Source organism: Xanthomonas sp. NCPPB 2586 (assembly GCF_041475775.2).
Taxonomy (GTDB): domain Bacteria; phylum Pseudomonadota; class Gammaproteobacteria; order Xanthomonadales; family Xanthomonadaceae; genus Xanthomonas; species Xanthomonas campestris.
The window spans coordinates 3,656,154-3,669,520 of the sequence record NZ_CM192981.1 but is presented as its reverse complement, the minus strand read 5'-3'; the positions used below and the strand labels follow the sequence as shown (position 1 = coordinate 3,669,520).

Sequence of the window (13,367 nt, the reverse complement as noted above, 5' to 3'; positions counted from 1 at the left end):
CATGTGCGGCACGTGCGTGCATACCTCGCAACATATGCGCAGCGGCCGCGAACACCGCGCAGTTGCACTGGATGCCTGCGCCCGCACGCTGCCCATTTCGGGTGATTGCCATCGCCATCACGTCTGGCCATGCTTGCATGCACTTCCCCCACCCGATACCGCCGCTCCATGAGCCTGGCTGACACCCGTCACCATCAGATGTTTCCCGAGCTGGATACGGCGCAACTCGCCATCACCCGGCGCTTTGCCAGCGGCCCGCCGCGGCGCTTCGACGCGGGCGAAATGGTGTTCGATGTAGGCGATGCGCACGCGCCGGTCTGGGTGGTGCTGGAAGGCGCCATCGAGGTGGTGCGCCGCGATGGTCTGGGCAACGAAAAACCCATCACCTTGCACACGCCCGGGCAATTCACTGGCGAAGTGAGCCAGCTGGCCGGGCGCGCGTCACTTGCCGCCGGGCGCGCGGGCGAGCACGGCTGCCTGGCATTGCCGTTCGACACCGCGCATCTGCGCGCGCTGATGATCAGCTCGGCCGAAGTGGGCGAGGTGGTGATGCGCGCGCTGATCCTGCGCCGCGTGGGGCTGATTGAAGGCGATGCCTCCGGCTCGGTGCTGATCGGCGAACCCGACGACCCGCATCTGACCCGGCTGCAGGGCTTTCTCACCCGCAACGGCTATCCCAACACGGTAATGGATGTGTCCGACGAGGACGGCCGCGCGCTGGTGGAGCGGCTGGGCATCCAGGAACAGGACCTGCCGGTGATGGTGTGCCCCAGCGGGCGCGTGCTGCGCCAGCCCAGCGATGCCGAAGCCGCGCATTGCCTGGGCATGACACCCGATATCGACCCGGATCACCGCTACGACGTGGCGATTGTCGGCGCCGGCCCGGCGGGCCTGGCCACCGCGGTGTATGCCGCCTCCGAAGGCCTGTCGGTGATCGTGCTGGACCAGCGCGCCATTGGCGGGCAGGCCGGTGCGTCGGCACGGATCGAAAATTACCTGGGCTTTCCCACCGGTATTTCAGGCCAGGCGCTGGCCGGGCGCGCCTACAACCAGGCGCTGAAATTCGGTGCAGAGCTGGCCATTCCTTTGGAAGCGGCCACGCTGGAATGCGGGCGCGAAGACGGGGCGTTGCGGCTGGATCTGGCCGATGGCAAGCAGCTGCAGGCCAGCACGGTGGTGATCGCCTCGGGCGCACGCTATCGGCGGCCGCAGATCGACCAGCTGGACCGTTTCGAAGGCCACGGCGTCTCGTACTGGGCCTCGCCGGTGGAAGCACGCCTGTGCGAGGGCGGCGTGGTGGCGTTGGTGGGCGGCGGCAATTCCGCCGGGCAGGCAGTGGCATTCCTCGCGCCGCGGGTGAAGGAACTGCACCTGATCATCCGTGGCGAAGGCCTGGAAGCGTCGATGTCGCAATACCTGATCGAACGCATCGCCGCGCTGCCCAACGTGACGTTGCACACCGGCACTGAAGTGGCCGCGCTGGAAGGCGACCCCGAGCGCGGTCTGCAGGCAGCGGTGCTGCGCACGCGTGCCGATGGCCAGACCCAACGGCTGGAGCTGCGCCACCTGTTCCTGTTCGTGGGTGCCGACCCCAACACCGGGTGGCTACAGCAATGCGTGGAGACCGATGCGCATGGCTTCGTGGTCACCGGCAGCGTGCGCGCCGAAGGCTTGCCACCGTGCCTGCCGCTGGAGACCAACCGCCGTGGCGTGTTCGCCATTGGCGATGTGCGCGCCGGTTCGGTCAAGCGCGTGGCCGCCGCCGTGGGCGAAGGTGCCGCGGTGGTCGCGCAGATCCATCAATTCTTGGCGCACCAGGCCACGCCGGTGGCCGTTTCCGAACTTGCCAACGCCACGCAGGAGTCCGCGACCTCATGAGCCAGTGCACGCACCTCAACCACATCCACCACGTCACCCCCAGCGCCCGCGGCTGCGAAGAGTGCCTGGCCAGCGGCAGTGTGTGGGTGCATCTGCGCCTGTGCCGCGAGTGCGGGCACGTGGGCTGCTGCGACGATTCGCCCAACCGCCATGCCAGCGCGCACTTCCACAGCACCGGCCACCCCATCATCGAAGGCTACGACCCACCGGAAGGCTGGGGCTGGTGCTATGAGGACGAGCTGGAAGTGGAACTGCCGGAGCAGACGCCACAGCTGGGGCCGATTCCGCGGTATGTGTGAGCGGCGCGTTGCGCCGCTGGGAATGGGGAATTGGGAGTGGGGAATCGGAAGGGCGTGGCTTGCGGTGGGTGGCCTACGTTTCTCTGCTGCGTGCTGATTGTTTTGCTGCGACTGGGCTGCGTCATGGCTGTGTGGCCTGCACGCGGCTCACCTGGCTAGCTCAATTAGCGCGCTGCGCGCACGCAGTCACGCATCGATGATCGTGGGCCGCCCGAGTGACTCATGCGCCGCGTGCGCAGGTCGCGTCACCCGCGCTTGCACCTCACTCCGGCCAATGCACCGGGGGCAGGGCGCGCAGTTGCGGGCGGGCGAACAAATAGCCTTGCTGCAGGTGGATGCCTAAGTCGCGCAGGGTGCGGTATTCGTCGGCTTCTTCGATGCCTTCGGCGATGACGGCGATGCCGAGTTCTTCGCACATGCGGGTGACGTGCCGCACGATCGCCTGGCGGCTGCGGTCGGTGTGGATGCCGCGGACCAGGGCGATGTCGAGCTTGAGCAGGTCTGGCTGGAAATCGGCCAGCAGGCCGAGCCCGGCATAGCCCGCACCGAAGTCGTCGATGGCGGTCTTCAGGCCGCGTGCCTGGTAGGCACGCAGGATGCCGAGCAGATGCGCCGGGTCGGCCATGTGCTCCTGCTCGCTGACTTCGAAGATGATGCTGTGCAGCGGCCACTGGTAGTGCTCGGTGGCCTCCAGCGTGGCGCGCAGGCAGTGCTCGGGGTTGTACACCGCGTTGGGCATGAAGTTGATCGACAGCAGCGCCGGCAACGCGATCGCCGCGGCGCATTCGATCGCCTTGATCCGGCAGGCCTGGTCGAACGCATAGCGGTTGCGCTCGTCCACCGCGCCGAGAATGCTCGCGGCCGAGGCGCCGTCGACGCCGCGCACCAGCGCTTCGCCGGCGTAGATGCGGCGCGTGGCTACATCGACAATGGGTTGAAAGGCCATGGTAATGGCGGTGGGAAAGTCCTGGCCATCGCGGCAGGCACGGCAAACGGGGAGAGTAGGCATCGGCGAGCAATCGTGCAGTGACAGACAACCCTAGTCCTATCGGCCGCACGGCGGTGTCTTTGAGGGACGATGTTGCAGGCCATCACCACCGCTGCCGTCGCGCTCGGCGATACTGCGGCCATCTTCAGGATTGGACGCCCCATGACCGCGCTCACCGAACGTTATGCCCAGGCCGTGGATTACGCCCGCATTGCCCACGCCGGGCAGCTGCGCAAGGGCACGCAGATCCCGTACCTGAGCCATTTACTTGGCGTGTCCACCCTGGTGCTGGAATGCGGCGGTGACGAGGACCAGGCCATCGCCGGCCTGCTGCACGATGTGGTGGAAGACTGCGGCGGCGGCCATGAGGGCTCGATTCGCGCGCAGTTCGGCGATGCGGTGGCCGATATCGTGATGGCCTGCACCGACGCCACCGCCGAGGACAAGGCCGACGTGGACAACACCGCCAGCGCCCGCAAGCGCGACTGGCGCGAGCGCAAGCAGTCCTACCTGGCGCATCTGCGCAAGACGCCCGAGCGCGCACTGCTGGTGTCCGGCTGCGACAAGCTCTACAACGCCCGCACCATCGTGCAGGATCTGGAAAACCCCGACGTGGGCCAGGAGATCTTCAACGTGTTCACCGCCGGGCGCGATGGCACGCTGTGGTACTACGCTGCGCTGGAAGAGATCTTCCGCACCCGCAAGGCCGCCACCGCGCGCCTGTTCAGCGGCGTGGTGGCGCGCATGCAGGCACTGGCCGACAGCTCCATCGACACCGTGCCTGCGCACGCGGTGGCCTGACCGGCGCAGCGGTGCAATCACGGTGGATCGGGCACAAGCGCTGACGCGCGCTGCATGTGTGGCGCGCTAGGCTGGCGCACTGTCCAGTTGTCGGTTTGGTGTCATGTCCAGCTCAGCGTCTTCTCCTGTCCCCGGCCTGGTGCGCGTGCGTGGTGCGCGCGAGCACAACCTCAAGAACGTGGACGTGGATATCCCGCGCGATGCGCTGGTGGTGTTTACCGGCGTGTCCGGCTCGGGCAAGTCGTCGCTGGCCTTCGGCACCTTGTTTGCCGAAGCGCAGCGGCGCTATCTGGATTCGATCTCGCCGTATGCGCGGCGTCTGATCGACCAGGTCGGCGTGCCCGAAGTGGATGCCATCGACGGCCTGCCGCCGGCGGTGGCACTGCAGCAGGCGCGCGGCGCGCCGAGTGCGCGCTCCTCGGTGGGCAGCGTGACCACCATCTCCAACTCGCTGCGCATGCTGTATTCGCGCGCCGGCCAGTACCCACCGGGGCAGGAGATCATTTATGCGGATGGGTTTTCGCCGAATACGCCGGCCGGTGCCTGCCCCACCTGCCACGGCCTGGGGCGCATCTACGACGCCACCGAGGCCAGCATGGTGCCGGACCGCAGCCTGAGCATCCGCGAGCGCGCGGTGGCCGCCTGGCCGGGCGCGTGGCACGGGCAGAACCAGCGCGACATCCTCACCACGCTCGGTATTGATGTGGACGTGCCATGGACCAAGTTGCCGAAGAAAACGCGCGACTGGATTCTCTACACCGACGAGCAGCCGGTGGCGCCGGTGTACGCCGGCTACGACCTGGACGAGGTCAGGCGCGCGCTCAAGCGCAAGGAAGAGCCCAGCTACATGGGCACCTTCACCAGTGCGCGGCGCTACGTGCTGCACACCTTTGCCATCACACAGAGCGCGCAGATGAAAAAGCGCGTGGCGCAGTATCTGATCAGCACGCAGTGCCCGCAGTGCGATGGCAAGCGGCTGCGCCGCGAGGCGTTGTCGGTGACCTTTGCCGGGCTGGATATCGGCGCGCTGTCGCAGCGCCCGCTGGATGAGGTGGCCGAGCTGTTGCGCCCGGCCGCCGAAGCCACACCCGCCACGCAGGCCGCGCAGGGCAAACGCAAGCGCAGCGCCACAGCCGAACATCCCGAACAGGTAATCGCCGCGCAACGTATCGCCGAAGACCTGCGCGCGCGCATCGCGGTGGTGCAGGCGCTGGGCCTGGGGTATCTCACGCTGGAGCGCAGCACGCCCACGCTGTCGCCGGGTGAGTTGCAGCGCCTGCGTCTGGCCACGCAGATCCGTTCGCAATTGTTCGGCGTGGTGTACGTGATGGACGAGCCCTCGGCCGGCCTGCATCCGGCCGATGCGCAGGCCTTGCTCGGCGCACTGGATCAGCTCAAGGCGGCCGGTAATTCGGTGTTCGTGGTGGAACACGAGGTGGACGTGATCCGCCATGCGGACTGGATCGTGGACGTGGGCCCTGCGGCTGGCGTGCATGGCGGGCAGGTGCTCTACAGCGGCCCGCCTGCAGGATTGGAACAGGTGGACGCCTCATCCACGCGGCGCTATCTGTTCGGCACGCCGCCGCAGGTGCACAGCCATGCACGCACGCCCACCGCCTGGCTACAGCTGCGCCGCATCACCCGCAACAACGTGCAGGCGCTGGACGTGGACCTGCCGCTGGGCGTGTTCACCACCGTCACCGGTGTGTCCGGCTCGGGCAAGTCGTCGTTGGTGAGCCAGGCGCTGGTGGAATTGCTGGCCGCCCATCTTGGGCAAACGCAGGCAGAGGAAGACGAGGCGCTGGATCCGCTGGAGCGTGGCACGCAGGTGCCGCTGGGTGGCGCGATCGTCGGTGGGCTCGATCAGGTGCGTCGGCTGGTGCGCGTGGACCAGAAACCGATCGGCCGCACACCGCGTTCGAATCTGGCCACGTACACCGGCCTGTTCGATCCGGTACGCAAGCTATTCGCCGCCACGCCGGCCGCGCGTCGCCGCCGTTACGACCCGGGGCAGTTTTCGTTCAATGTCGCCAAGGGCCGCTGCGCCACCTGCGGAGGCGAAGGCTCGGTGCACGTGGAATTGCTGTTCATGCCCAGCGTCTACGCACCGTGCCCCACCTGCCATGGCGCGCGCTACAACGCCAAGACCCTGGAGATCGAACTGCGTGGCCACAGCATCGCGCAGGTGTTGGAAATGACGGTGGACCAAGCCGCCACATTCTTTGCCGAAGACGCCAGCGTGCTGCGTCCGTTGCAGGTGTTGCGCGAAGTAGGGCTGGGCTATCTGCGGCTCGGCCAGCCGGCCACTGAACTCTCCGGTGGCGAGGCGCAGCGCATCAAGCTGGCCACCGAACTGCAACGCGCGCAGCGGCGCGACACCGTCTATGTGCTGGACGAGCCGACCACCGGCCTGCATCCGGCCGACGTGGATACCTTGATGCGCCAGCTGCAAGGCCTGGTGGCGGCGGGCAATACGGTGATCGTGGTCGAACACGATATGCGCGTGGCCGCCAGCAGCGACTGGGTGCTGGACATGGGGCCGGGCGCCGGTGGTGCGGGCGGCCATGTTGTGGTGGCGGGTACACCTGATGTGGTTGCACGGCATCGCGGCAGCCTGACTGCTCCCTTTCTCGGGGCGCTGATCTGTTTGATGATAGAGGTCGCAGTTGGACGACAACGCGCCGTCTAAGTGTCAAGAAGGTTCGCTAGCTCGCGCAGAGTTTCGCATGTGCATTTCCGCACCGAAATAATCGAACTAAGGTAATCGGGACTAACCCAAGCTGGGTGTCTAGGGTTCTTAGGACACTATGTGCCCGCGCGATGTGCCAACTCTTCTGGGAGGGAGACGGGCATGTGCTTGATTGTGGAAGATGCAACGGTACCGGCGTCGGTCTGTATTGATCACGATGCTTATGTTTCGGCCAGCAGTGCGCGTGCAAACACCGCGCGCGATGGTCTAGATGGACCGCGCTGCGTGACTGTGCGCTCGGCTTGCGCAGCTGGGGACGTAAGCACTGCTTCGCCTCAGCAGTCGGATGCCTTGTGCATCTCCGGTATCGCAGCGGTTCGAATGCATTTCCAGCCAGCGATCGGACCCATGCATTTTCTGGCGTCGTGGATTCGCACGCCTGCTGCATAGCCGCGCGTGGGCGTTGCAGAGAATGCGAGATCGTCGTCAGTAGATGCCGATGTCTAGTATCCATATCTTTGGGCTATTCAAATGACCTTACCGGATTCGATCACACGTTCGAGTCAGTCGCGACAAACGCCAACGCTGGAGCCTGCAGAACCAGCGACGGCTTCACCGCAGAGTAGGCCTGCACCCGAGACTGCGGCCGACATCCTGGGCGCCTTGCCTGCACGGGCGGGGCGCAGGGCATCCAGTAAGACCGCCAATGCTGCGCTCCACGTGCAGAACGTTTCATCGCATGGTGGACGGCGGGCTCGCATGCACCTTGAGGGCGCGGCTGCCGCAGACGGCGATGTCACGAGCTTGATGGAGGCGTGTCTGGCGCGTCGGCCCGTCGTTCACAGCGAATCCAGTCTGGGTGGCGGTGGACGTCTGTTGCGCTACATGCCGGATCGTGACGACTCGCGCATGCCACGCAACGAGGCGTTCTTCACCACCATCCCCGGCTTGCTGATCGCAGCTCTTACCGTGCATCCGGCGGTCGAGCGCCGCACCGGTACTACGCCGACGGCCGACCAGGTCGCCAGTCAGCTGGCCGATCCGCCGATCGGCCAGCTGACCGGCATCTGGCAGGCTGCCGACGGGCAATGTTTCGCCCTGCGTGCCAACCAACTGCATCGTGTCGAGGCGTCCGGGCACTGGGCAGCCGTACCGCTGCCACCGGCATGTGATGCGATTGCTCATCTCTGCATGCTTGGCCGGCAGGCCGATGGCGGTGTGTACGTCCGTGCAGGCGAGCTGTGCTGGCGTGCCGGCAACGAGCAGATGTCCATCGCGGTGGGCCCGACGCCCGAAGGCGCCTTGCTGCGGTTCGATGCGGACGGCAGGCCATGCATGCTCCATGCTGGTGTACTGCGCCGCTGCGATGACGATCAGCCCGGCCGGGTCGTGGAACTGACGCGTCCGGTAGCTGGCGGCCCGGCCTTCGAGTCGACACCTGCGATGCCTGTGGATGTGTTGCCACTGGCGCATGCCGCTGTCTTGGTGCTTGATGACAAGGGACGTGTGTATGAAGCCGACATGCGCGGGAGCGGGCCGATTGTCGCGCGACGATTGACGTTGCCTCGCCCGATGGGCAGCGAGCAGGGCTGGGCGGTGACCTCCATGGGGTTGTCGACCGATCACAGCGTGCATCTTCTGCTCGAACACAGCGACGGCAGGCGCATCTCGCTGCAGCGGCCGGCAGGGCAAGCGCAGTTCCAGCCGGCGTTCATGCTGGATCGTCCGTTGTTGCTCATGCGCAGCGAGGGGCTGCAGATGCCTGCGGATGAGGCGATGCAGTCGCGGGTGGTGCTTGATGGGCACGCGCAACTGGGACATCTGGACGGCGTACTGCATTACTCGCCTTCTCCGAACCAGCCATGGGAGCGGCTGACGCTTCCCGGCGGCGCGCCGTTGACCGGCGTTGTCTCCCTGCATAGCGGTCCGCGCGGTTTTGTCGATCGTCGTCCGGTGTTCGCACTGCTGGCCGCACCGTCCCGATTGGTCGAGCTCAAGCTTCCCGGGCGCACCACCTGGCTGGCTGCTCATGCGGCGCCCAGCACACCCTCGGGTGGGCCGCTCGCCGTGGTGCCGGACGTGGTGGAGGTGCGTTGCCTGCCGATCGCCCGCTTCGATGAAGACATCGCGCAGGCGGCGGTGCATGCAGACCGCAGCGCTGTGGTGATGGCCGCCTCGGGGCGATTGATCAAGGTCGATGCGGATCGAAACAGCGGGGACGTGCCCGCGCTGGAAGGCGTTGTCGCGATCGCGGTGGGATTGGATGATGCCTTGTACGCCTTGAGCCAACCCGGCGATGGATCTGCACACGTGCACCGTCTTTCGCACGACCATGACCGGTGGGAGGCTTTTCCGGTTACGTTGCCGCAGACCTCGCCACTCCCGAGTGCGCTGCGAACCACGCGTACCGGACAGCTGCAGTTACGGCTCGGCGCGCAGTGGCACACGGTGCTGCCAGCGATGACCGGTCCCGACCGGGCCCGCTTGCCTGCACGCGTGGCTGCGCATGCGTCGCCTGATGACGTGGCCGTTTCCGGCACCCAGTCCGGCTCCAATGCACGGGTCAATCGGCAGCAGGCAAGCCGTCTCAGGACACCGGACCACGATGCGGCGGTCAGCACCACGTTGCTGGGGACCACCTCCACCGATCCACTGAGTCTGCGCTCGAATGCACGGGTGCTCGCACAGAGCGGCCGCGCGCAGGCCGCTGCGCTCGTAAAGGTGCTCACGGACGTTGCCGGTGGCACTGCGCGTGCCGTGGCCGGGTGGACTGGCGTTGGATACGCGCCCACCACGCAGCAACGGCGGCTCGCCCGTTTCCGTTCCGAGGCAGAGCAGGTCCTGTCTTTGGCGCTTGAGATGTTCGACACCTTGCCGGTACTGGCAGAGGCGCGTATTGCCGGTGCCGCAGGTCCGCACCAGCCTGCCGCGCTGTCTCAGAGCCAGCACGAACGACTTACGACGCTGCGTAAAACAACCTTGGCTGGCTTGCTGCGCGATCTGCGCAAGATCGGGTTCCGTGAGGGCGTTCTGGCTGCCGATTTCTCCATGGCGGATGGCGGGTGCACCCAGCGCGCGAGTTCGACCGCAAGTTATCGCGCCGCCGAGCTTTGGCGGCGGGCGCGTTCGGCCGTGATGCGCACGACGGTACAGAACAGCGATGACATGTTGCCGCACTTGGATCGTTGCATCGCTGCGCTGGCCGGCGGTGCGTCGCTGCATCCGCAGGCGTTGACCGCTATGGAGCATGCACAACTGGCCGAATTGCGCGAGGTCAGTCATCGGCTCAAGGCTGCCGGGGTCAGATTGCCGATCCGAAATGGTCGCGCCACCGATGCGTCGAGTGATCCGCATGCCCTGCGCAGTGCATGCCTGCTCGCAAGTCTGATGGAGTACAACGCGTTGCTGGATGTCGATGATGCGGCGGCGCTGGAGGCGGCCGACGCAAGGCAGCGGCAATCCGGGCTGCGAGCCCTGGCGAAGCTGGGTCTGTCGTCATGGCGTGAATTGGAGGCCTTCGACGACGTGGTGACCACCTTCCGCGAGGAAGTCGCCACCCCGGGGAGCGCGCGTCAGCTGCAATTGCTCAAGAGCATCGGCCTGTCGCCAGGCGCGGCCCCGGACGAAATGGCTGCGCGCATGATCGATGTGTTGCAGGACCTGTTCAATCGCAGCACGTTCTTCACAAGCAGAGTGCGCTCTGCCGAGCTGCGCGGCTCGCTCGGTTCTACGCAATGGATGGATCTCAATCCGGTCAGCGTCGGCATGGGCGGCGAAGCCATCCACGCGCTGGGTGTCGAACGCATCGGCGACTCGAAGGACGGCGATGCGGGACTGGTTGCCTTCTTCGTTCGGCATGCCAAAGCGACCGCGTCAGGGACGGCAGGCATACGCATTGATCTCCGGCCTGGCCCAGGAACCGGCGCACATGTCTACGATGCGGATCCTGCACGGACCTTGTCGGCGACGTGGGGCGGGGCGGCAAATCTCAGCGCAGGCGGTACCTACCAACATGGCGTGGGCGCAGCCGTCATCCTCTCGCCATCGACGATTCCTGAGTTCGCCAGGCTGTTGTTTGATCGTCATGATGACGATACCACCAAGCTATTGCGTGCAGGCGTGAACGAGGGGGCGATCGGGCTGGATCTGTTCGAAACCAATGCCAATGGATCGCTCAACGTCAACCTGACCTTACAGCCGCTCGCGGTGCGGCATTCTTACGGTCCAAGACAGCCCGTCGCACCCAACGCCGCGCCAGACGCAGCCGGCACCGACAACCCGCGTAGCGCAGTCTCGGCCTCCTTGCCGTTCAGCATGACGGCGCAGGCCGGTGTGCAATGGAGCCAGATGGAGCTGCATCTGGACCATGCGTGGCAAGAGATCATCGGACTCGAGTTCCAGGGCCGCGTCGGCCTCACTGCCGAGGTCAGCAGCGGCATCAATCTCTCGGGCGCATTGACGTCGGTGCTTGGCCGAAATTTCGCACGGCTGGTCAACGCGGTTACCGGTGCCGGCAATCTGCAGTTGGCCGGTGTTCGAGTGGCCTCCAGCGACGTGCAACTGCCGACCGATGCGCCATTGGACGATACGCGCACCGGTCCTTTGCTGGGGACCGCCAGCTACAAGCGCACGCTTGACACGCAAGCCGCCCAGCCGATTAGCCCGCAGGCATGGGACGCGATGCGCAAACGGCTCGAAGAGATCATCCCGGAGAGCATGGCCGAACTTGATGGAATGCGATATCCGGCGACACCTGGCGAGCGACGGGACGTACTGCTGAAAGCAATCGAACGTATTCAGGGGGCGCAGGCGCGTGCGATCGAAGCTGGCGCCTTGCTGGAGGGTCCGGCGCTGGCACAACAACGTGCGTGCGCCGAACAAGCCACCCTTGCCGAGGCGTCCTCGCTATGGAAGGGCGGCTCGCCCTCCGAGCGCGCGGCCATGGTCGACCTGCTGCACCAGTTGCGGCAAGAGGACGCTGCCGCCATCCAGCAGCGTGCGCGCATCATTCCTGGCGCACGTGTGGAGATCAACATGTTCGGGCGCGAATCGCTCGACGCGGTGGTCAGCCATGCCATTGGTCATTACGCGCTTGGCGAGAAAATGCGCGACGTTGCGGAGCTGCGTCGCAAGATTCCCGGGCTGGGCGAGGTATTGCAGAGGTTCAAGGATGTTCCCAACGTGAATCAGGTTCGCTTCGTGTTCGAAATGCGGCCCCAGGCAATTGTCGCGATCAACGACGCGCTGGAGGTCAAACAGCACGCGCAGGCTGCAGCCGCACTGGGATTGCGGGAGCCCGCAGGTGCAATGGCCTGGCGTGATGCGCTCGTTGCCGCGCAGCGGTCGCCGGATCTCTACCGTCTGGCGGCTATCGCTGTGCACAATACCGACGAAAACCCGGTGACCAGTCGCGTCGGCCTGCCGCTGCTGAATGTGGCAGCTACGGCAGTGTCGTCGCACCAGCTGTTCGAGGCAGAGATCCAGTTCCGTTATGGGCTGTACGATCGTATCGAGGGCGCCGAAGTGCTCGAGGCAGGAGTACGTGCACTGCGACAGTCACTGGACCCTTTGCAGGTGGTGGGTGTGCAGGCGCTCGGGCAACGTCAGAGGGCGAACATTCCCTCATCCGTTCCGGCCTCGCCGCGCGGCGAACGGCCCAGGCTGAAGGAAGCGCGCGACCTGGAATTCGAACGCCATCTCCAGATGGGCGTCGTGCCGGTTGGCCCACACCTGCGCGCCTTGACGCGCGACCTGACACGGTTCGAGGAGCAGACCCAGCGCACCGTGGAACAGTATCTGGCACACGACGCTTTAGCAGATGCAGTGAGTGGCGCACAGGCCAATGTAGGCGAACGCATCAATCAATTGTTGGCCAGGCTTGCACCCGCAGACGACGGCGTGACCGAGGCAGCTATCACCGGATCAGGCCTGCATCGTAGGCTCGCTTCGCTGCAGGCCTGTCGCGATGCTGTGCATCAGGCAACCGATGCGCTGGACAAGGCATACGACGACTTCCGCACCCACATGGACGCCAGTCGCGCCGAGAACAGGGACATTGCGGCGGTTCAACATGCGTTCGAATTTCTACAGCGCGCTGCCGAGTGCGATCACACGCTGGTGTCTGCAGTCGACGTTCTCTTGCGTCGGACCGCAGAAATATATGAGGTGCAGGACCGAGAGCTCCGGGATATGGACGACAGGCTGGACGACTTGCTGCCGCGTCTCGATGGACTGGGCCAGGCCTCTGAGCTGGAGCGCAGGGCTTTTGAAGATGCCGAACAACGCCTTGTAGAGGTCCGGAACGAAGCGCTGCAGGTATTGGACAGGCATGCTGGGGGGACAGACGCTGCAAAAGCGATTGATGCGGAGGGCAAGGCAGAGGCCATCAAGACACTTGAAGATGCGATGAAGGACGCCTTGCAGCAGATGGCTGCGACCCGTGATCGCATCGCAGAGCTCGTGTCGTTGAAAGATAGTCTTTGCGCCCGGCTGGCAGACGATGTCGGGGCGTTGCGCGACATCGACGAGCATACACTTGCCGCGCGATCGGTCGTGATGCAGGCGCGTGATCTGGGCGCCGGTGCGCATGCCGCAATAGTGGCCATGCTGAAGGAATTGTCGGATGACGATGCCCCGGGCCAGGACGTCGCCGGCAGCCAGATCACGTCGGGCCAGGAGTAACCGACCACCCAGGCATCGTGCAGTTTCAATC

6 protein-coding genes are annotated in these 13,367 nt (G+C 65.6%); 5 read left to right on the top strand and 1 reads right to left on the bottom strand.

What is annotated here, in order from left to right; translation table 11 throughout:
- The first annotated feature begins 168 nt into the window (after positions 1-168).
- A complete protein-coding gene (locus ACCQ09_RS15900; RefSeq protein WP_011269944.1) occupies positions 169-1,878 on the top strand; it encodes an FAD-dependent oxidoreductase in 1,710 nt (569 codons plus the stop codon).
- Entirely contained in the window at positions 1,875-2,177 is a 303-nt protein-coding gene (locus ACCQ09_RS15895) for a UBP-type zinc finger domain-containing protein (RefSeq protein WP_011036285.1), read from the top strand. Before ACCQ09_RS15900 ends, ACCQ09_RS15895 begins: the two co-directional genes overlap by 4 nt.
- A 262-nt stretch (positions 2,178-2,439) precedes the next feature.
- Here the strand turns inward: ACCQ09_RS15895 and ACCQ09_RS15890 are convergent, their stop codons facing one another.
- On the bottom strand, positions 2,440-3,186 hold the full coding sequence (locus tag ACCQ09_RS15890) for an EAL domain-containing protein (protein ID WP_115576666.1): 747 nt from the start codon (positions 3,184-3,186) through the stop codon (positions 2,440-2,442).
- A gap of 141 nt (positions 3,187-3,327) precedes the next feature.
- Here ACCQ09_RS15890 and ACCQ09_RS15885 point away from each other — a divergent pair, with 141 nt between their 5' ends.
- From ACCQ09_RS15885 to ACCQ09_RS15875, 3 genes are all read left to right on the top strand, one after another.
- Positions 3,328-3,966: an HD domain-containing protein gene (locus tag ACCQ09_RS15885; protein WP_011036287.1), complete on the top strand. Its 639-nt coding sequence runs from the start codon at positions 3,328-3,330 to the stop codon at positions 3,964-3,966.
- 103 nt (positions 3,967-4,069) lie between these two features.
- Complete coding sequence (locus ACCQ09_RS15880) at positions 4,070-6,655, top strand: excinuclease ABC subunit UvrA (RefSeq protein WP_228428113.1); 2,586 nt, start codon at positions 4,070-4,072, stop codon at positions 6,653-6,655.
- Between the two features lie 531 nt (positions 6,656-7,186).
- Entirely contained in the window at positions 7,187-13,336 is a 6,150-nt protein-coding gene (locus ACCQ09_RS15875) for a transducer protein car (protein WP_228428115.1), read from the top strand.
- The last annotated feature ends 31 nt before the right edge of the window (positions 13,337-13,367 follow it).

Excerpts from the sequence above, each read along its gene's own strand:
- ACCQ09_RS15900 (WP_011269944.1), top strand. The coding sequence starts at position 169 with ATGAGCCTGGCTGACACCCGTCACCATCAGATGTTTCCCGAGCTGGAT.
- ACCQ09_RS15895 (WP_011036285.1), top strand. The coding sequence starts at position 1,875 with ATGAGCCAGTGCACGCACCTCAACCACATCCACCACGTCACCCCCAGC.
- ACCQ09_RS15890 (WP_115576666.1), bottom strand. The coding sequence starts at position 3,186 with ATGCCTACTCTCCCCGTTTGCCGTGCCTGCCGCGATGGCCAGGACTTT.
- ACCQ09_RS15885 (WP_011036287.1), top strand. The coding sequence starts at position 3,328 with ATGACCGCGCTCACCGAACGTTATGCCCAGGCCGTGGATTACGCCCGC.
- ACCQ09_RS15880 (WP_228428113.1), top strand. The coding sequence starts at position 4,070 with ATGTCCAGCTCAGCGTCTTCTCCTGTCCCCGGCCTGGTGCGCGTGCGT.
- ACCQ09_RS15875 (WP_228428115.1), top strand. The coding sequence starts at position 7,187 with ATGACCTTACCGGATTCGATCACACGTTCGAGTCAGTCGCGACAAACG.